Source organism: Nocardia sp. NPDC059236 (assembly GCF_042754085.1).
Taxonomy (GTDB): domain Bacteria; phylum Actinomycetota; class Actinomycetes; order Mycobacteriales; family Mycobacteriaceae; genus Nocardia.
Window position 1 is genome coordinate 157,476 of sequence record NZ_JBHZAF010000011.1, and the last position, 19,498, is coordinate 176,973.

A 19,498-nucleotide genomic window follows, 5' to 3' on the forward strand; every position below is an offset into this window, starting at 1 on the left:
CGCTCACGCATTCAGCACGTAGGCCGTTCACGTCCACTACTCGAGGCGGTTCCACGTCGCGCGGGCGCGGTCACGCTCGACGGCACGCGCCGATCCGGCGTCGGCCTGCATCGTGTCCCGGATGCCGTCGGTCCACCATTGGCCAGACAATGCCTGCATGCAGTTTGCCCCCGGCGGCACGAACTACACGGTCTGCCGTGATAGTTCGTCCGGCACCTCCACGCCGAGAAGCACCAGCAGCGCGGCGATCTTCTCATCGAGGAGCCGGCCGACCGCGCTGATGTTTTCGTCGTCGAAGGTGTCGAAGCGTGTCGACGGCTGGTCGAAGCTGACGAACGTCCGATCGTTGTCGGTGTAGATGGCGACGCGGATCGGCGCGTAGAGCATCACGCCCGGATCGTGGCGGAACATGCGCTCCGCGATCAGGTTGTTGCCCACCATGTAGGTGACCAACTGCGCGGTGCTCCCCCGCAGCGCCATCATGGCAGTCGGGTCCAAGGTCCAGAAGTTGGCGAAGGAGTTCGGTGTTCGCGCTTCGGTGTACTTCTTCACTCGTTCCAGATCACCGGTTGCGATCAATTGACTCAACTCGTCGAGTTCGATGTCGGGGACCAGCTGCTCGAAACGCGTACGCAGCTCCTCGAACGTGGCGTCGGCTGCGATGGTGATCCGGTTCACCTCGTGCCGAACACGTTGGACACGAGCGCTTTTGTCGACGGGGGTGGTGCTCATTGTGCTTCCTTTTCTGCCGAGGAGTATTCAGGCACGGACGGCCGCGACGGGCGCGGTGGCCCGCAGCTTGGCCAGCGAGATGACGTGGAAGACGAACAGGATGGGAACTCCGGTCGTCGGTATGAGCACCAACGGCAGCATCGACAGTGGCTGTGTCGATGGGGTCAGGTGCAGCAGCTGGGTACGCCCCGGTCCACCCAGGAACCCGACAATGATGGCGTACAGGAAGTCGATCAATCCGAATACGTTGAGCCAGAAGATGCTTCGAGTTCTACTTTCAAGACGAGGACTGCGGACCAGCCATGACGCAGCCAGACCTATTGCTATGTCACCGATTCCGGCCGGAAGTGCGAACGCAGGCGGCAACTCACCCAACGCCAAGGCGGTCAGGAAGACGATGCCGATGAAGCGCACCTCGTGCGGCCGGACCAACGTTGCGGCAATACCTGGATGAGAAAGCATCCGCTGGATCAGCGGTAGTCGGGAACTCGCCAGCAGGACCACGATCGGTGCGACGATCGCCACGCCCAGCCACGGTCTGACCGTGCCCTCGTCCAGCCGTAGGGCGTTGTTGGCCGCCAGCACGACGACCAGGGCCGTCCAAGCTATCCAGCCGACAATGAAGAGGGTCGAAATTCGTTGCGCCACAACCCTATCGATGCCGACCTCGACGGCCGATGACCGCAAGGTGCGGGTGGTGACAAGAACTATCGCGACCAGCCCTATGATCTCGAGCGCCCAGAGATAGGGAGGTGCAGAGGACATCACATGCTCCGCTCGGTGTTTCAAGAGTGTCGTTCAGGCGAACCAGCGGGATGTAACCACTGGTTACATCCGAGTGTGCGACCAAATGTGACCGTTGTCAACATCCTGGATCCGTGGAATCCTTGCCCCATGGGTCAGGCCACTACCAGTCGCGATCGCGCGAAGCCGTACCACCACGGCGCCTTGCGCGCGACCTTGATCGAGGCCGGCATCGCCCTGGCCCGTGAGGGCGGCCCGGACCGAGTAATCCTCCGCGAAGCCGCCCGAGCCGCCGGCGTCACTCACTCGGCGGCCTACCGCCACTTCACTGACCGAGAAGCCCTCCTAGCCGAGGTAGCACATCACGCACGCCAGGCCCTCGCCTCCGAGATGCGCCACCAAGTAGCCCGCACCAACGATCCCCGCCTCCGCCTACGCGCAGTCGGCACCGCCTACGTCCACTTCGCCCTGGCCGAACCAGGCCTGTTCCGAACAGCCTTCATCGCCTATCCCCCTGCGCCCGAACTTCCCCCACCCGCACTCCCCACCGAGGAATGCGGCCCCTTCGAAATCCTCGGCCAGGTCCTCGACGAAGCCCAAACCGCAGGCCTCCTCAACCCAATCCGCCGCCCCGGCGCCGAAATAGCCGCATGGTCAGCAGTACACGGCCTCGCCGGCCTACTCCTCGACGGCCCACTGCCCGCCACACCCGAGAACATCGAAGACTCACTCGAGCGAGTGCTGGACGCGACCGAGCGCGGCCTCTTGACCATGTAAGTGCGCGATGCCCGCCACGATCAGAATGGTGCCGCTGGCGGGCGAACCTGGGATCGTGGAGCACCCTCGGCATGGGCATTGCGCACATCGCGAATGGGCGATCTCACGGATGTCCCGACCTCCCATCGAATTTCGAGCTCGTCATTGCGCAATACCGACCTGACGACGGACCGCACAGCGTCCATGTTCTGCGGCTGCACGAGGCGTTGCGCAAGTGAGTCCCCCGGCCCGGATCCAGCACACACCGGCGACGACGAGATAGGGCACCGCGTACACGATCGCGATCGCTGCATCCAGAACGATTGGGGGGCATCGGTTCTCGCGATTCCGAGCTGATCTACACCGGCCGGGGATCGGTGGGGCTTGCTGCCACGTCCGCCATGACCGGCGAGCTGGCGGCGGCGTGCTGACACCGGCCGTCGCCATGGGTACGCCCCTGACGAAGCGTCTCACCGCAGCAGGGGTCGAGCTGAGCATGGCCGAGATGTGAGATCGATGGCGGGCCATGGGACGGCTGGGCCGCGAGCCTGTTCCATCTGGTCCGCATTCACCCGTACGACAGCTCGCCGTGAGGGCCGATTCAGACCCATATGACACCGTGGGCACTCATGACGGTGGAGACGATCGCGCTGAGAACGTTGTGGGGTAAGGCAATTGCTGTCGCTTCAGTTGCACTCGCCACGGTGGCATTGCTTTTGTCAGGTGGCCACACAGAGCAGGTGACCCAGCACTCGACGGTGGCCGGTGTCGAGGTACGCCTGGTGGACTCCACGGTTCCCCAGCGAGCCTGGACAACATTGAGTCTGATCGACCAAGGCAAATGGCCCCCGACCGACTGTCCCGGAACCAAAGGTGGTACCACATGGCAGAACAGAGGCGGCCAGTTGCCCGAGGGTGTCGGCTATCTGGAGTGGGATGTCAACTGCAAGCAACCAGGCCGATCCCGCGATGCGGAGCGGATCGTGACCGGCAACGACGGTTCGGCGTGGTACACAGACGATCACTACGCCAGTTTCACGAGAATGCGCTGATCGCGCTGCGCCACGTGGAGTAGCGGCTCGACGATGTGGCAGGTTCGAGGGCATGACCGCGGCAGGGGCGGGATTCCGCTCGATCGAGCGACCATCGGCGCTGGGCTGCTGCAGCTTCCGCGCGGCCGGAACACGCGGGCACATGCGCACTGCGACGCTGATCGGCCGGACGCCAGTACGTTTGCGGAGTGCCCCAGGACGAATCCGACTCCGGAGAGCAGGAGCAGAGCCCGGACGACGACGCTGCGGCGGAGGTCAGGCCGGACCGGCTGGTCGCGTCGGTGGTCCCGGCCTGGTTGCCGCGGGCCTATCTGCTGGCAGCGGCCACGGTGGCCGGGGTCGTCATCACCTTCTGGGGGCTGATGCGCCTGCGCGGTCTGCTGACGGTGCTGGTGGTGTCGTTGTTCCTGGCCTTCGCCATCGAACCCGCGGTGAACTGGCTGGCCGCGCGCCGCTGGAAACGCGGTGCGGCGACCCTGGCGGTGTTCGTGGTGGTGACCGTGGTGCTGGTCGGATTCGTCTGGACCATGGGCGAATTGGTGGTCGGTCAGGTGACGACACTGATCGAGAACCTGCCGCGGGATATGCACAGTGCGGTCACCTGGATCAACAGCACGTTCCACACCGACCTCTCGGTCACCGATATCACCGATCGCACCTCGGACATCAGCTCGAAACTGCAGTCCTGGGCGCTGAACCTGGCCGACGACGTCTGGGGCATCGGCACCACGGCACTCGGCGTGCTGTTCCAGGGCCTGGGCGTGCTGCTGTTCACCTACTATTTCGCCGCGGACGGACCGCGCTTCCGCAATGCGGTGTGCTCGCTCCTGCCGCCGCAGCGGCAGCGACATGTGTTGCGCGCCTGGGATATCGCGGTCGAGAAGACGGGCGGCTACATTTACTCGCGCGCACTGCTCGCGTTCTGCTCTGCGCTGGCACACTACGCGGCAATGCGGGTGCTGGGGATTCCGTCCGCCTTCGCGCTCGCGCTGTGGGTGGGGGTGGTGTCCCAGTTCATCCCGACCGTCGGCACCTACCTCGCGGGTGCACTGCCAGTGCTGGTGGCGCTGGCCCACAATCCACGGTCGGCGCTGTGGATTCTCGGATTCATCGTCGTCTACCAGCAATTCGAGAACTACGTCCTGCAGCCGCGCATCACCGCGACCACCCTCGACATGCATCCCGCGGTCGCCTTCGGCGCGGTTCTCGCGGGCGCGGCCCTGTTCGGAGCGACGGGCGCACTACTCGCCATCCCGGTGACAGCCACCGCACAAGCCTTCCTGGCCGCGTACGTCCGCCGCTACGACGTGGAGATCCCACCGAAACCCGAACCCGCACGACGAACTAGTTCCCGACATCGAGCCCCGAACGCCGAATAGCTGCCCCGGAACACCCGCGGCTATCCGAAGGAGGTTGAGAGACATGAAGATCCAAAGCCGCGAGGGCCTCCTCGTCGGTATCTCCTACATTCCCGAGTTCCACACCGACCAGCCCACCTGCCGGCTTACGACTCCGGGTGGACCACCATGACCGGACAGTTCGCGCGCTGCACGAGCGCATTGCTGGTGGAGCCGAGCAGCATGCCGACGAACCCGCCCCGGCCGCGGCTGCCGACAACCAGCAGTTGGGCCCCCTCGGACCAGGTCAGCAGGTGCTCGACCGGATCGGCGAGGTGGATGTCACGGGTGATCTCGACGTCGGGGTACTTCTCCTGCCACCCTGCCAGCCGTTCGACCAGCAACGCCCGCTCCGCCTCGGTCGCTTGCGCGGCCTCGATGGAGGTATCGATGAATCCCGAGTACCGGGCCAGGTACAGGTCGCTCCACGCGTGTACAGCCACGAGCCGCGCGTTGCGCACGGACGCCTCGTAGAACGCGGTGGCGACCGCCGCGTCGCTGACCGGGCTGCCGTCGACGCCGACCACGACCGGCGCCGTGCGGCGGTCCACCCATTCGGGGTCGTCGTCGCGCACCACGACCACCGATCCGGCCGCCTGGCTCGCCACCGAGACCAGGATGGAACCGATCCGGTTCAAGCCCCGGCGTTCGGCCGGACCGCCGAGCACCGTCATATGGGCGGTGGCCGAGAGGTCGATCAACATCCTCGCCGGATGCTGCGGGAACACCTCGGTGCGCACCATCACGGCGGGCGCGGCCATTTCGGCGACCTCCCGGGCCTGTGCCACCAGGTCGGCGCCGAAAGCCTGAATCGATTGCTCGACTTCGGAATTCACACTCGAAAAGGTGCCCATCACCCCCACGATCACATTCACGTTCGTGCCGTGCGCGATCAACAGTTCGCGCCCGCGCGCCGCCGCGGTCTCCGCCGCCCAGCGCACGGCCGACAGCGCGGCCGGAGAATCATCGACACCGACCACGATCGGTGCGGTGGATATCGAGTGCGGATCGCGCGACTTCGGGGAACTCATGACTTGCCCACCTCCTGGGATGCCGTGAACCGAGCAGAACCAGTGGGTCTCGCAAATCCGAACATAGCACCGCCCACCACCTCGACCCGGAATCGCCACTGCCAGTCCCGGCCGGAGGGGTGTGGGTCAGCGGCCCGGGACGGTTACCGGGTTGAAGCAGCTGGAGGGGAGGTCCTGGATGGAGCAGAGGGCCGGAGGGCGGGTGGGGAGGTAGTCGGCGGGGACGCCGCCGGAGGTGGTGATGTCGCGGTAGGCGGGGACCGCGGCGGTGGGGTGGCGGGTCAGGGTGGGGTCGGTGGTGACGTTGACGGTGTAGAGGCCGAAACGTGGTGAGTAGCTGCCCCATTCATAGTTGTCGGTGATGCTCCAGTAGTTGTAGCCGATGACGTTGATGCCGTCGGCCTTGGCGCGCTGGACCCAGTAGACGGTGTCGCGCAGGTCGTCCTCGCGGGTCATGCCGTCGGTGGTGGGTGAGCCGTTGTCGGAGGGCATGCCGTTCTCGACGATGTAGAGGGGGCGGCCCGGGAACTTCTGCGCGTATCGACGCAGGACGTAGTAGATGCCGTCGGGTTCGAGGACGAGGCTCGAGGGCTGGTTGGTCAGCAGGGCCGCCAGATTCGGGGGATTGGTCAGGGATCCACCGTAGTAGTAATCGATTCCGATGTAGTCGAGCTTGTCCGCGATCCGGTCGACGAAGGACGCGTCGGCCTGTGCCGTGCCGATGGCCGAGAAGGCGATGTTGCTCGTGACCATGGCACCGGTCTGCCGGAGGTGGATGTGGTCGTAGATCGCGCGGTGCGCGGCGACCATCCGATCGATCATGGGTGCGACGTCGAGTGCGCCGAGATCGCCGATCTGCTGCTCTTTTCCGGTATAGGCGAGGGGCTCGTTGAAGGTGACCCACAGCGGATCGAAGTGCGCGTAGCGGTCCACGACCGCGCGGGCGTTGGTGAGCCAATCATCGACCATGCCCGGATTGCGCCAGCCGCCGCGATCGACCTCCCAGCCCGGGAACACCCAGTGGTCCAGGGTGATCATGGGCCGGATTCCGGCCGCGCGAATTCGCGCGATCATGCTGTCGTAGAAGGAGAAATCCCATTCGCCCGGATTCGGTTGCACCCGGGCCCATTCCACGCTGATCCGGTAGACGCCGACACCGAGGTTGGCGGCGTGCTGGATATCCTCATCGTAGCGATGAAAGAAGTCGACCGAATTGCGGTAGTCCTCGGCTCGACCGGATCCCGCGTAACGGCTCCAATTGCTGTCCGGCGCAGAGCCTTCACTCTGAAACCCGGAACTGGACACTCCCCAGAGGAAATTGCCGCCCACCGGCGGTAGCCCCGGATCGGCGGCAACCCTGCCGGGCGTGGCGACCATGCACCAGGCGGTGAGAACGATACATGCCAGTGTGAACAGTGCACGTTGTCCCATCGCATCGAGATTACCTCCCGGAGAACCGGTCTCGGGGCACTCTGACCAGATCGAGCCCCGTTTTCGGTCCCGGATCCGGAATGTCACACAGCCATCGGACCGCTCACGACGAGAGCTCCACTCAATGCGCAATCAGCCAGCCGACTCGGTCATACGCGAGGACCTGGTACAACACCAAGACAACCGCCGACACGAGCGCCGCCATCGACAGCCCCGCACCCCACAGCGCGACCGCCCCGCCACCCAGCACGAGCACTTCGATCACCAGCCGCACAACGCCGGGCACGGCAACCGTCGCTTCCCCGTTCCGGCTCGGATCCCCCGGCACGGCAAACATCCCCCACACCGCCGCCACCACGATCGGCAGTACCAACACCAGGGCAAACCGCCACGGCACATCGAACCCTCGCCACCCCAGAATTCCGAACGACACCACAGCGGTCAGCTCGAGCAGAAATCGCACGCCGAGCATGAACGGGTTCAACGACATCCGACAATCCTCATCATTCACATCCCCATCTCGCCCGAGGACACCCGCCAACTCTACGAGCGGCCACCGCCCCGCCCGGTGGTCAATTCGCGCCGAAAAGGTGACCGAACGCGCCAAGGGTTCCAAGTAACGTCATTTCACAAGCCATAGCATCGGGAGCCAACTCCCCGAGAGCCTTGTCACCCGCGCAAAGATGCTCGAGCGCCAGACGTTCGGCCGGGCTACGCGAGACCTACTTCACAAACGCATCCCGCCAAGCGTTGCGAATCGCTTCTGCTACTGGTTGCCTCGATGCAGGATGCGCTGGGCTGCAACCTAATCGCCGTGGTAACTGGTTCCTGGATCGAGCATCTGTTGGTGCTCGGGATTAACCGATCCATTGGTCGTGGACCGATCACTCCAGGCCAGATCGGACAGATCGCCCACGGAGTCGGTCGCAGACGGCTGAACCTCGAGATCTGTTTCTATGAACCCGATGCCGTACCGAATGGCCTGCCGCCGCCAGGCAACGCGCACCACTGTCGAACGTCTTCGATCGCGCACACCCAGTCGAACTGCTCCACCAGCCACGCGATCCGAACCGCCCCAGCCATATCGACCGGCTCCGATGTCATACCCCCGCCGATCCCCCTGCCCAGACCGCTTCTCGCACATATCCAGTCAACGCCGATCGGCTACTTCAGACCCGCGATGGGCCAGCACACAGTCGTGGGACCCCGGCCGACGGCCACGACAAACGCAGGCAAGAACAGACCGTGCCGCGCGGCTCAAGCCAGGGCTCCGCCTACCAAGGACACCCGGCGACTCACGATGTGCGATCAGATGTCCAGCTTTGCCTGAGGGTTTCGAGCCGCCAGCCAGACCGTATTTTTTTCCGATTCAACCGCCCCCGGGATTCGGTTTCCAGGAAAAGTACAGTGTATGGGACGGTCAAGTCCAATCCCACCGGGTTCTACCGGACAGACCACACCCGAACGCGCATAATCGCTATCAATACGACTGGACCGCGCGTCGGGGCTCTCAGCCCTATAGGTTCAAATCGATAGACATTCATTTTGGGGACGAAATCAAGTGGCAGTAATATCGAAAATCAAGGAATCCTGGAAGACCAATCACGAGAAAATCGGGAACTCAGTGGGCAACTGGATACTGTTCACCGTGATAACCGGACTACTCCCCATTGGCGCGCTAGCCCTACGGTTGCAAATCAAGAGAAATGAACCTCTTACCATGGTCAGCATCCTCGGGCACGGCGACCTCCTGCTGATCGGGGGTGTGATTGCATTCGGATCAGTTGGCGAGTTGATCTCGGCACCAAACAAGGGCTTCCTGGGAAAACTCCTGGTATTCGGCGTATTCATCGTCAGTCTTGGTTCGATTTCCGAGTACCTAGTGTTACCTGACGGCGCCACCCAGTCGACAATGCAGTTGTGCTTCTGGGCATACCCAACCGCCCTTATTGTGAGCTTTTTCGCCGTCGTGAAAGGCGCTATGGCATGAGTGAAATCATTGACATAGTTGCGAGAATTCTACTGGCAGGCGGTGCACTGTCCTCGCTATACGCGATCGTCATCGACATGTGGCGGAGAATGCGCAACAAGAACACCTCCATACATCTCCACGTATCGGACGGCAGAGATTTCCACTTGGAGGCAAGCGGCGAAGTTTCCGACAGCGAACTGGGTGGAGTCATTTCGGAAGCAATTGCAAAAGGAACTGAGGCATCGAGGCCCCGCGGCCGCACGCGTTTCCGACGACCGCGCAAGTAGTGCGGCCAGTTGGGTCTTGACACCAGCCACGTCTAGCGGGCGGATGCAGAAGGCGTACGGGACGTCGGCTATTCGTTTGAAGCATCCGAGGAGGTGCTTGGCTCAGCGGATGCGGGTCCGGCGGAGCCGCTGGCGGGGCGGGTGCCCAGATTGGTCGCCAAAGTGGCAGCTGAAGGTGTGTTCGCTCGCGCCGGCCCGGATCGCCATAGCTGCGAGGGTCCGGTCGGTCCCAAGGTGCCTGGGCAACAGGTTCCGAGGTGGCGGAGTGCCCGCGGCCCAAGTCACCTTGCTCACCGGCATGCTCAATCTCGTGTGGGCCCTGGTCACGATCCCAATGATCGCGCGACCCGACTCCATCGCTGGAGCCGAGTCACTGTGCGCGCCGAGGAGCCCATCGACGACGTCGCGCGAACAAGCGTGAGAGGCCCGCCCCGGGCGGCGACCCGCCATCCTTCCGACAGAATCTGTTGTGGCGGATAGGATTTGGTCGTGCTTTCTCAGTTGCTCGGCACGCTGAGCGGTGTGGTCATCGGTGGTGGAATCACATTCCTCGCGTCATATGTCAACGAACGATCCAAATGGAACCGCACGCAGGCCGCGCGGTGGGACGAGCGCAGGCTGCAGGTCTACTCGGAGTATCTGATCGTCACCAGGAAGATGCACTCCGTAGCCGGCCAATTGGTCAGATTGCGGAGCGGCGAAGCGGATCCTGAGGCTCCGTCGCTGGAAGAGGCTCTCACTCGACTCGCCGACCTGGAACGTGACCGCATTCAACGGTGGCAGGAAGTGCAGCTTCTGGGAAGCCCGTCCGCCGTCGCGATCGGCGACGAACTCAACAGGTACACATGGACTTTCGAGTGGTTCGCAAAGGGCAAACTGACCGATCCGGATGATTGGCTACTGATCAACCGGGACGCCTACCACCTGCGGAAGGAGTTCGCCACCGCCGCCCGTGATGACCTCTGTGTGGCAGCGCCGAGCCTTCCGGTCCCCGCGTGGCTCAACGAATGGACTCCGCGGGAGCACCTGGCCGAGGTTCGCGAACGGGCCCGGCCGCTTCCCACCCGATAGCTCTGGCGGTGCCGATCCCGATTCGAATGGCGTTGTTGCAAATGAAATTTCATTTGCATTTCTCATCCGCAAGCGGCCAGGACCTGGTGTGCCTAGTGCGCGACAAAATGTGCCAGAAAGCGGTTCCGGGGCGAAAAGCTCGTTCTTTGCCGCAACACTCGAGGGGCACGGTCCGGGGTGAGCGCACCCCGGACCGTTGTCCACTTCGCTGGTCATCCGTTGGGACGGGACGGGTGCCGGCGCACGAACGCTGGTGATGGAGGCGAACTCGCGGTATGACGGGATCCGATGAAGAGCAGCAGATGAGCGATCTTGTCGCGCGGCTGTCCAATCGATTTCCTGATTTGACGGCTCGCGTCGTCGGGGAGGTGGTTCGGGGTATTCATCGGGATTTCGAGGGGCACCGGGTTCGGGAGTTCATTCCGCTGCTGGTGGAGCGGATCGCCGAGCGGCAGTTGAGCCGTCGGGTGTGCTACAGCTCGGCCGTGCGGGTCGACGGGTAGCAGGTTGTTCAGCCGTGGTGCCGGCTCCGGTAGGGGGGAGCCGGCACCACCGCTCGGACCGATCAGTCGTTTGGCACCAGTCGCCACAACGAGGTGACCTCACCCCGCCGAGCCTCGTAGAGAGGATCGCTGCTGTCCGACGCTCGCGGATGCCGCGGAGGTGTGTCGTACCGAGCTGCCACGCGCAGCCCGGAGGCGGCGATGCGCGCACGGAACTCGTCCCGGCTTCGCAATTCGAGGCGTTCGGCGAGGTCGGAGAGAATCAGCCAGCCCTCACCGTGCGGGGCGAGGTGGTGGCGCAATCCGTCCAGGAAGCGGTGCAGCACAGTCGATCCGGGGTCGTAGATGCCGAGCTCCAGCGCTGAGGTCGGGTGCGCCGGCAGCCAGGGCGGGTTGCAGACGATCAGGTCCGCACAACCCTCGGGCCACAGATCGGCTTCCGCGACCCGAACCAGGCCGGTGAGGCCGAGGCGGTCCAGGTTCGCCTCGGCACAGGCCACCGCGCGAGGATTGATGTCGGTGGCGGTCACCCGCGCACCGCGCCGGGCCAGAACCGCGGCGAGCACCCCGGTCCCCGTGCCGAGATCGGATACGGAGGGCCGCTGCGCTTTCGCCGGAAACGGCGCGCCGGCGACGAGATCGACGTACTCGCCGCGAACCGGGGAGAACACGCCGTAGTCAGGATGGATGCGCGCGCCCAGCGCTGGAATCTCGACGCCGTTCCGATGCCACTGATAGGCGCTGAGCACCCCGAGCAGCTCGGTCAGCGACACGCACATCCGCTGGATATCTGGGCAATTCGGGCGCACCGCCGCGTAAGCGTGTTCGCACGCCGACCGAACATCGTGCGCGCGCCGTAGCTCGAGAGAGTAACCAGGTTCGAGCACGATCAGCAGCCTGCCGAGTATCCCGGCGCGCTCGGCCTGCGCGGCACGCTGCTGATGGAACACCGCTGCCGGACTGCTTTCGCGCCCAATCGGTCGTGCGGCTCGCCGCAGACGGCGGTCGAGGGCTCGCAGCAACTGGCGAGCATTGTGAAAATCCCCGCGCCACACCAGGCCCGTGCCCGCCCGCGCGAGCCGGTGGGCGGTCTGCGCGGTCGTGCGGTCGTCGGCGACGACGATGCGGGCGGGGGCCGGAGCCCCGTTCTCGGAATGCCAGTGGGCGGTGTAGACCGATCGATTCTCGGTCCAGCTGAGGGTGGACATGACGAACTCCTGCGGAAACGAAGGCGCCTGGGGCCGGCGACGCTTCGAGGCAGGAGTCCGGAGAGCGACTTTCCGTCAGAACGAGGGCGATTCGGACCGTTCCCGCGGCGAAGCGCAGGAGCGGTTGTCGCCCAGCACCATTCCCATGCCCACGGTCGGTCCCTCCGTCAGATGTCCGTCCCCATGATTGCACACGCCCGGATCGGACGTGTCTCAGCGCCTTCTCAGCGACCGGCGGGCAGACTCCCCCGTGTCCGGTAACCGACTGCTCGAAAGGGATCCGCATGTCCGCGGCGCAACCGCATACGAACTACAAGCTCCCCCAGGTCACCGCCCTGTTCTGGGTGCTGAAGATCGCGGCGACCACGCTCGGCGAGACCGGTGGGGATCTGCTGGCCCAAACCCTGAGCCTCGGCTATGCGGCGGCGTCGATGCTGTTTCTGGGCATCTTCGCCGTCAGCCTGGTTGCCCAGTTGGGGGCCCGCCAGTTCCATCCCGCGCTGTACTGGACCGTGATCGCCGCGACCAGCACGGCCGGCACCACCATCTCCGATTTCCTCAATCGCGGCCCCGGTTCGGGCACCTCCACCGACGGCGGCCTGGGCTACGGCGCGGGCGCGGCCGTCCTGATCACCGGCCTGGCCGTCGTCTTCGTCATCTGGAAGCTCAGCGGCCAGACCTACGACGTCACCGGAATCACCAGCACGCGTGGCGAACTGCTGTACTGGGCGGCCATTCTGCTGTCCAACACACTGGGTACCTCCCTGGGCGACTACCTCTCCGACAGTTCCGGACTCGGCTACGGCGGGGGCGCGCTGCTCATCGCCGCGGTCATGGCCGCCCTGCTTGCCGCCCATTACCTGACCCGGATCTCGGGGGTCCTGCTGTTCTGGCTTGCGTTCATCCTCACCCGACCGCTCGGTGCGACGGTGGGCGATCTGCTGTCCAAATCGCACGACAAGGGCGGGCTCGGTTTCGGCACCTGGGGCACCACCGCAGTCCTGCTGATCATTCTCGTCGCGGGAATCACCTACAGCTACAAGAGAATACGCACCGTCACCGGGCTCCAACAGGATCGAGTGGGCGTAGCCGCCATCGACGCGGAGCGCACCGCCGGTGGTCTCCGACGCAAAGGGTAAGCCGAGGTAGCCCCGGCACTGCCGTCGCCGCCGAGTCTATGGTCGCGGCAGGAGCCGACGGCGTACGAGCCGCGCGTCGGCGCGGCGACATCGGAGGGCGAATGGGTACCGGGAGCGAAACCAGCGGGCGGCACAAGGATGCCAATGCCACCCGCTCGGCCCTGCTGACCGCGGCGCGGGAGGTGTTCGCCGAGAAGGGTTTCGAGGGCACGACCGTGCGGGAGATCGCGGCCCGGGCCGGAGCGAATCAGGCGCTGCTGTTCCGGTACTTCGGGAACAAGGACGAGCTGTTCCGGGCGGTCGTCGCGGATCGCGGCCATCGGGTGCTGTCGGAAGGTCCCGCGGACGAGCTGCTCGGCCGGCTGCTGGCCGGGATGCTGAATACTGCTGCCGATCAACAGCTTTGGCTGCAGGCCGCGCTACGATCGAGCGGACATGCCAGCGGCGTGTCAGTGATCCGGCGGGAGCTGGACGAACGATACGTGCGGGCACTGTCCGAACTCGGCGACGGCCCGGACGCCGAATTGCGGGCCGATCTGGTGGTGGCCTGGCTGCTGGGCATCGGTCTGCTGCGATCGGTCTATCACTGGGAGCCGCTGGCGAGCGCCGACCCGGCCGTCGTCGCCGATCACGTCCTGCGTTCGGCGCGAGTCCTCCTGGACCGGGTAAGTACGAATTTCCCTCCGTCATAACGGAAATCGAGCGTTGACGGTTGGGTGGCGCACTCCTACGATCGACCGCTGTAAGCATTTGCTTACATCAGAAGGAGTTTCGCGTGACCACACCTACCGAAGTCCGCCACTATCCGTTCGGCGATCCGGTCCGGCTCGATCCGCATCCGACGGCGATGACACTGCTCCGCGAGGAACCGATTTCCCGCGTCCGGCTGCCCTACGGCGGCGAGGCCTGGCTCGTCACCCGCTACGCGGACGTGCGCTCGGTGCTCAGCGATCCCCGGTTCAGCCGCGCCGCCACGGTAGGCCGCGAGGATGTGCCGCGGGTGCGCGAGACACCGGCCATGCCGAACATCCCGACCAGCATGGACCCGCCGGAGCTGACCCGGCTCCGCAAGCTGACCATGACCGCGTTCACCACCCGTCGCGTGCAGGAGCTGCGCCCACGCGCCGAGGAGATCGTCGAGGACATGCTGACGGCCATGGCCGCGGCCGGCTCGCCCGCCGACCTGGTGGCGGCGCTGGCGCTCCCGGTGCCGGTCACGGTCATCTGCGAAATGCTCGGCGTGCCACCGCAGGACCAGCATCGTTTCCGCGACTTCTCCGACGCGATCATGTCCACCACCGCCGTCCCCGACGAGGAACGACTGGCCGCGTTCGCCGCCGTCGCCGAATACCTGACCGAGCAGATCGCCGAGCGCCGCGCCCACCCCGCCGATGATCTGCTCGGCGCGCTGGTGGCGGCCCGGGACAACGATGACCGGCTCAGCGAGGACGAGCTGATCACGCTCGGCCTCACCCTGCTGGTCGCCGGTCACGAGACCACGGCCAATCAGATCGCCAATTTCGTCTACGTCCTGCTCACCGCGGGCGAATGGGACCGTCTGCGTGCGGATCCCGATCTCGTCCCGGCCGCCATCGAGGAGCTGCTCCGCTACATCCAGCTCGGCAATGGCGGCGCGTTCCCGCGCATCGCCGTCGAGGATGTCGAACTGTCGGGCACGCTCATTCGCGCGGGCGAGGCCGTCTTCGTGGATCTGGCGACCGCGAACCGCGACGAGACGGTCTTCCCGGATCCGGACACCATGGACCTGGCCCGACATCACAACTCGCACTTGGCCTTCGGCCACGGCTTCCATCACTGCGTGGGTGCGCAACTGGCCCGCCTCGAACTGCAGGTGACGCTGACCGCGCTGCTGCGCCGCTTCCCGAACCTGCGCCTTGCAGTGCCCGCCGACGAGGTGGAGTGGAAGACGGGCATGCTGCTGCGCGGCCCGAAAGCGCTTCCGGTCGTCTGGTAGCGCCCGGCCGTGGGCGGCCCCTTCGGCGAGCCGCCCACGGCGCACCCTACGCGTTCGCCGGAAGATCCGTCCCCGCACCACGTTTGCGCACCGCGACCAGGTCGTGGCGCGCCGGCGGCAGGGTCTGCTCCTGCGCGCCCTCGATGGTGAATCCGGCATCGATGATCATCTGCCGGTCGTCGGCTCCGGGCTGCCCCTCGCTGGTGAGGTAGTCGCCCAGAAAGATCGAATTGGCCAGGTGCAGCGCCAGCGGTTGCAGGCCGCGCAGGTGGAGCTCACGGCCACCGGCCAGCCGCACCTCCACGTCGGGGAAGAAGAAGCGGAACAGCGCGAGAATGCGCAGGCAGCGGTCGGGCGTCAGCTCCCACTGTCCCGCCAGCGGCGTTCCATCGAACGGGATCAGGAAGTTGACCGGCACCGAGTCCGGGTCCAGCGCCCGCAGCGCGAAGGCCAGATCGACGATGTCCTCGTCCGACTCCCCCATGCCGAAAATCGCTCCGGAACACGGTGACAGCCCGGCCGCGCTCGCCCGCAGCACGGTGTCGACGCGATCGTCGAAGGTGTGCGTACTGCAGATGTCGGCATAGCGCGCCTCGGAGGTGTTGAGGTTGTGGCTGTAGGCGTGGGCGCCGGCCGCCGCGAGCCGCTCGGCCTGTCCCTCCCCCAATAGGCCCAGGCACACGCAGATCTCCGTCTGCGGATGGTCGGCCGTGATGGCGGCAATGGTCTGCTCGATTCTGGTCAGATCCCGTTCGCCGGGCCCGCGCCCGCTAGCGACCAGGCACACTCGTTTGGCCCCGCCCGCAATCGCCTGCCCGACGACCCGCGCGGCCTGCTCGGGCGTGATCCAGGAGTACTTCAGCACACCGGATGCCGAGCCCAGCCGCTGCGAGCAGTACCCGCAGTCCTCCGGGCACAGACCGCTCTTCATGTTGACGATCGTGTTGAGTTTGACACGCGCGCCGAAGAATTCGTGTCGCACCCGCGAGCCCGCCGCCACGACGTCGATGAGCGGTTGCGCGCCGCTCAGCAATGCCAGCGCCTCCGCCCGGGTCGGGACCGTTCGGCGTAACGCCTTGTCCACCAACAGATTCAACAGTCCATCAGTCATGTCAAGGCAATCTACCTCGAGCTTGAACATCGTTCAAGTATTGGTTTGACGTGGCCTTTTGTGATAACTAACAGTCCGAGGTGGGTGACGTTTGCCGAATATTCACAGGCCGAGTGCCCGGACAGCCGGTCCGGATGATCGGTAGCTTCGGGATCGGGAAGCAGGGGGTGCAAGGGAGAAACCGGAATGTCGATGATCGATTCACCGAGTTCGGGCCTGACCATTTCGGGCATGCCGCTGTCGTCGGCGCTGCGGGACGTCCGCGAGCTGTCGCGACGCATGGTCGGGCATTTCGTGGAGACCGTGGTCCCGTGCGGGACGCTGCCGGGCGACGCGCTGCGCGGGGATGTCACGACCATCACCCGCACCTGCCTCGAGCTGGCGGTGAGCATGCTCGACGGCCGGGACATCCCGGAGAAGACCAAGCGCCTCGAGGACGCCGCGGCGCAGTGGGCCCGCGAGGGCATTCCGATCGACACCATCCATCACGCCATCCACGAGGGCTTCAAGATCGGCCTGGACCTGGTGATGGCCAAGTCCACCAGCAAGTACACGCAGGCGGCGGGCACGACCACGCCCTCGCTCACCGCATCGGACTTCCACGCCATGGTCGGCGGCGCGAAACTCGTGGTGGAGCTGCTGGATCGGATGACGGCGGCCGTCTCGGTCGCGTACGTGCGCGAGCTGCGCGCGGTGATCAGCGAGCACCACACCGCCGTGCACACGTTGACCTCGGCGCTGCTCGGCGGCCACAGCACCTCCACCATGGCCCGCGAGTGCGGCATCGAGATCGCGGAATCGTATCGGGTGCTTGCGGTTTCGATTCCGCCGCATCCGGACGAGATGAACCGGGCGCTCGACAGTCAGGTGGTCGCGCGCCGCAAACTGCGCCGGACGCAGGCCGAGCTCGCGACCCGCTATCCGGACAAGGCGCTCTCGCTGCTGAGCGTCGACGGCGGCACCATCCTGATCCCGGAGCACGGGCTGCCCGATGCGGAGCTCGACGAATTCATCGTCAACCTCTCCCGGGCCGCGCAGGTGCCGATCACCGCGGCGGTCACCCAGGCTGCGCCGCAACAGATTCCGGCCGCGACCGAGCAGGCGCACGAGCTGCTCGACATGGTGCAGCGCTTGCAGCTGGTGCGCGGGCTGTACCGCTTCGACGATCTCTCGCTCGAATACCAGCTCACCCGTCCGGGTCCCGGCCGCGATCACCTCGGGACGCTGCTGGATCCGCTGGACGAGTATCCCGAACTGCTGCAGACGCTGCAGCTGCACATCAGCAACAACCTGAACCGTCAGCGTACGGCCCGGACGCTGCATGTCCACACCAATACCGTCGACTACCGGCTGAAACGTATCGGCCGGCTCACCGGATTCGACCCGACGCACACCTCGGGGGTCTGGTATCTGCGCTCGGCCCTGGTGGCGCGCACCTACCGGAGCACCCGGTCGAACAATGCCCAGGACTTGTGCAGGTCTTCCTCCCAGTAGCCCCAGGAGCGGGTGCCGACCGGCGCAGATCGAACGTGGCGGGCACGTGCAGGGCGGCGAGCCGGTCGCGCAGAGCGAGGGCGCACTGATCGGTCACGGCCTCCACGATCACGCCGGATGTCCACTGCGCCAACAGTTTCAGCTGCCGAGCTACACGCCATTCGATGGACTGCGAGTACGCATCGAGTCCGCAATCACGATCCACGAAGGCGCCCGTTCTCGGTGTTTGGAGCAGTATGCGCGACTTCAGCAGCAGTACAACGAGTTCGACGATCCATCGGCGCCGTGCGTGATACACGACGAGCATGGCAAGGAAATCTTGTGGTACCGCCCTCGGGTGTTCCCACCGTTCTCTACCTCGACAACGTATCGGTTGGTTGGCGTGAGGGGATCTCGTCCAACTGGCGGTCGACCACAGCGACTTCCGGCGGATCACCGACGGCCAGTATCAAAGCATTTTCGACGCTTACGGCGGCTACGACGTAACCAAATGGCCGGGTTATCGATTACTCGCCGACATCCCGCGTGGTGCCGAAGCCATGGACCTGACGAGCGCCCTGAGCCCGAACCGTGTCCGCCCGCCGGACCACCACCGCGTCCACACCCGCCCACCGCGCCGACAATGCTGCCGCTACCCCGGGAGAGGAGTATGCCCCGCTACGGTATAGCGATCGATTACGCGAATTCACAGCTCGGACCTTTCATCGAAGGAGCGGGGAATGGCCGCGATACCGAATGACTATCGCAATCGGCCGGTGGCCGTGATCGGCGCGGGAACCCTGGGCCGGCGCATTGCGCTGATGTTCGCCACGCGGGGCGGCACCGTGCACATCACCGATCCGAACGGGACGCAGGGGACGCAGGCCGCCGGGTATGCGACCGGCGAATTGCCCGCGGTGGCCGCCCACATCGACGGCGGCACGCCGGGGATCGTGAGTTATGTGCCGGACCTGGCCGATGCGGTGGCGGAGGCGTGGCTGGTGGTGGAGGCGGTGCCGGAGCGGCTCGACCTCAAGAAGTCGATCTTCGGTCAGCTCGACGGACTGTGCGCGGCCGATGCGGTCGTCTCGTCGAATTCGTCGTCGTATGCGAGCAGGCTGTTCACCGAGAGGCTTTCGACCCGCGACCGCATGCTCAATACGCATTTCTATATGCCGCCCGCGTCGACGACGCTCGATGTGATGTCCGATGGCGATACCGCGCCCGAGATCATCGACTTCGTCATGTCGACGTTCCCCGAATACGGTCTGCATCCTTTCCTGTGCCGTAAGGAGAGCACCGGCTTCATCCTCAATCGGATCTGGGCGGCGCTGAAACGCGAATCGCTCGACGTCGTCTACGAGGGCGTCTCGACCCCGCAGGATGTCGATGCCATGTTCAAGCTGAATTTCGGCACCGAGGCGGGTCCGTTCCGGATGATGGACAGCGTCGGCCTCGATGTGGTGCTCGATATCGAAGAGCATTACGCCCAGGAGAATCCGCATCTACCCGAGGGCCCGCGCATTCTGCTGAAGCGCTATATCGCCGACGGCAAGCTGGGCGTGAAATCCGGTGCCGGCTTCTACGACGACTACCCCGACCCGAATCGGCTTTGA

At 65.3% G+C, this 19,498-nt stretch carries 19 protein-coding genes; 11 read left to right on the forward strand and 8 right to left on the reverse strand.

Annotated elements, in window-relative coordinates; genetic code table 11:
• Positions 1 to 36: 36 nt before the first annotated feature.
• Genes ACFXIV_RS27755 through ACFXIV_RS27765 form a run of 3 tightly spaced genes read right to left on the reverse strand, consistent with a single transcriptional unit; the run spans position 37 to position 1,497 of the window.
• Positions 37 to 159, reverse strand: a complete 123-nt coding sequence (locus tag ACFXIV_RS27755) for a hypothetical protein (protein WP_379399137.1) — start codon at positions 157 to 159, stop codon at positions 37 to 39.
• 24 nt (positions 160 to 183) lie between these two features.
• Entirely contained in the window at positions 184 to 732 is a 549-nt protein-coding gene (locus ACFXIV_RS27760; RefSeq protein WP_379399138.1) for a DUF302 domain-containing protein, read from the reverse strand.
• A gap of 27 nt (positions 733 to 759) precedes the next feature.
• Complete coding sequence (locus ACFXIV_RS27765; RefSeq protein WP_379399139.1) at positions 760 to 1,497, reverse strand: hypothetical protein; 738 nt, start codon at positions 1,495 to 1,497, stop codon at positions 760 to 762.
• A 129-nt stretch (positions 1,498 to 1,626) separates the two neighbouring features.
• On the opposite strand from ACFXIV_RS27765, the gene ACFXIV_RS27770 reads away from it, so the two are divergent.
• The 3 genes from ACFXIV_RS27770 (at position 1,627) to ACFXIV_RS27780 (ending at position 4,663) form a co-directional block, all read left to right on the forward strand.
• On the forward strand, positions 1,627 to 2,253 hold the full coding sequence (locus ACFXIV_RS27770; RefSeq protein ID WP_379399140.1) for a TetR/AcrR family transcriptional regulator: 627 nt from the start codon (positions 1,627 to 1,629) through the stop codon (positions 2,251 to 2,253).
• Positions 2,254 to 2,861: 608 nt separating this feature from the next.
• A complete protein-coding gene (locus ACFXIV_RS27775) occupies positions 2,862 to 3,284 on the forward strand; it encodes a ribonuclease domain-containing protein (RefSeq protein ID WP_379399141.1) in 423 nt (140 codons plus the stop codon).
• Positions 3,285 to 3,472: 188 nt separating this feature from the next.
• Positions 3,473 to 4,663 carry an AI-2E family transporter gene (locus ACFXIV_RS27780; protein WP_379399142.1) on the forward strand — a complete coding sequence of 397 codons (1,191 nt, stop codon included), beginning with the start codon at positions 3,473 to 3,475 and terminating at the stop codon, positions 4,661 to 4,663.
• Positions 4,664 to 4,788: 125 nt separating this feature from the next.
• Here the strand turns inward: ACFXIV_RS27780 and ACFXIV_RS27785 are convergent, their stop codons facing one another.
• The 3 genes from ACFXIV_RS27785 to ACFXIV_RS27795 all read right to left on the reverse strand — a co-directional run bounded on the left by ACFXIV_RS27785 (position 4,789) and on the right by ACFXIV_RS27795 (position 7,633).
• Positions 4,789 to 5,712, reverse strand: coding sequence for a universal stress protein (locus ACFXIV_RS27785; RefSeq protein WP_379399143.1), 924 nt, complete (start codon positions 5,710 to 5,712; stop codon positions 4,789 to 4,791).
• Between the two features lie 126 nt (positions 5,713 to 5,838).
• On the reverse strand, positions 5,839 to 7,143 hold the full coding sequence (locus tag ACFXIV_RS27790; RefSeq protein ID WP_379399144.1) for a family 1 glycosylhydrolase: 1,305 nt from the start codon (positions 7,141 to 7,143) through the stop codon (positions 5,839 to 5,841).
• Between the two features lie 121 nt (positions 7,144 to 7,264).
• Entirely contained in the window at positions 7,265 to 7,633 is a 369-nt protein-coding gene (locus ACFXIV_RS27795) for a YrdB family protein (protein ID WP_379399145.1), read from the reverse strand.
• Positions 7,634 to 8,863: 1,230 nt separating this feature from the next.
• Between ACFXIV_RS27795 and ACFXIV_RS27800 the strand changes: the two genes are divergently transcribed.
• From ACFXIV_RS27800 to ACFXIV_RS27810, 3 genes are all read left to right on the forward strand, one after another.
• Positions 8,864 to 9,133: a hypothetical protein gene (locus ACFXIV_RS27800; protein WP_379421345.1), complete on the forward strand. Its 270-nt coding sequence runs from the start codon at positions 8,864 to 8,866 to the stop codon at positions 9,131 to 9,133.
• A gap of 770 nt (positions 9,134 to 9,903) precedes the next feature.
• Positions 9,904 to 10,473 carry a hypothetical protein gene (locus ACFXIV_RS27805; protein ID WP_379399147.1) on the forward strand — a complete coding sequence of 190 codons (570 nt, stop codon included), beginning with the start codon at positions 9,904 to 9,906 and terminating at the stop codon, positions 10,471 to 10,473.
• Between the two features lie 302 nt (positions 10,474 to 10,775).
• Entirely contained in the window at positions 10,776 to 10,976 is a 201-nt protein-coding gene (locus ACFXIV_RS27810) for a three-helix bundle dimerization domain-containing protein (RefSeq protein ID WP_379399148.1), read from the forward strand.
• Positions 10,977 to 11,038: 62 nt separating this feature from the next.
• Here the strand turns inward: ACFXIV_RS27810 and ACFXIV_RS27815 are convergent, their stop codons facing one another.
• Complete coding sequence (locus ACFXIV_RS27815) at positions 11,039 to 12,184, reverse strand: methyltransferase (RefSeq protein ID WP_379399149.1); 1,146 nt, start codon at positions 12,182 to 12,184, stop codon at positions 11,039 to 11,041.
• Positions 12,185 to 12,468: 284 nt separating this feature from the next.
• Here ACFXIV_RS27815 and ACFXIV_RS27820 point away from each other — a divergent pair, with 284 nt between their 5' ends.
• The 3 genes from ACFXIV_RS27820 to ACFXIV_RS27830 all read left to right on the forward strand — a co-directional run bounded on the left by ACFXIV_RS27820 (position 12,469) and on the right by ACFXIV_RS27830 (position 15,298).
• Positions 12,469 to 13,323 carry a hypothetical protein gene (locus ACFXIV_RS27820; protein ID WP_379399150.1) on the forward strand — a complete coding sequence of 285 codons (855 nt, stop codon included), beginning with the start codon at positions 12,469 to 12,471 and terminating at the stop codon, positions 13,321 to 13,323.
• Positions 13,324 to 13,424: 101 nt separating this feature from the next.
• Positions 13,425 to 14,015, forward strand: coding sequence for a TetR/AcrR family transcriptional regulator (locus ACFXIV_RS27825; RefSeq protein ID WP_379399151.1), 591 nt, complete (start codon positions 13,425 to 13,427; stop codon positions 14,013 to 14,015).
• A gap of 83 nt (positions 14,016 to 14,098) precedes the next feature.
• A complete protein-coding gene (locus ACFXIV_RS27830; RefSeq protein WP_379399152.1) occupies positions 14,099 to 15,298 on the forward strand; it encodes a cytochrome P450 in 1,200 nt (399 codons plus the stop codon).
• 46 nt (positions 15,299 to 15,344) lie between these two features.
• Here ACFXIV_RS27830 and bioB read toward each other — a convergent pair whose 3' ends face one another.
• Positions 15,345 to 16,409 carry a biotin synthase BioB gene (gene bioB / locus ACFXIV_RS27835; RefSeq protein WP_379399153.1) on the reverse strand — a complete coding sequence of 355 codons (1,065 nt, stop codon included), beginning with the start codon at positions 16,407 to 16,409 and terminating at the stop codon, positions 15,345 to 15,347.
• 186 nt (positions 16,410 to 16,595) lie between these two features.
• Here bioB and ACFXIV_RS27840 point away from each other — a divergent pair, with 186 nt between their 5' ends.
• Entirely contained in the window at positions 16,596 to 17,903 is a 1,308-nt protein-coding gene (locus ACFXIV_RS27840; protein ID WP_379399154.1) for a PucR family transcriptional regulator, read from the forward strand.
• Between the two features lie 719 nt (positions 17,904 to 18,622).
• The gene (locus tag ACFXIV_RS27845) at positions 18,623 to 19,498 is read left to right on the forward strand and encodes a 3-hydroxyacyl-CoA dehydrogenase family protein (protein ID WP_379399155.1); all 876 of its coding nucleotides are present in this window, start codon (positions 18,623 to 18,625) and stop codon (positions 19,496 to 19,498) included.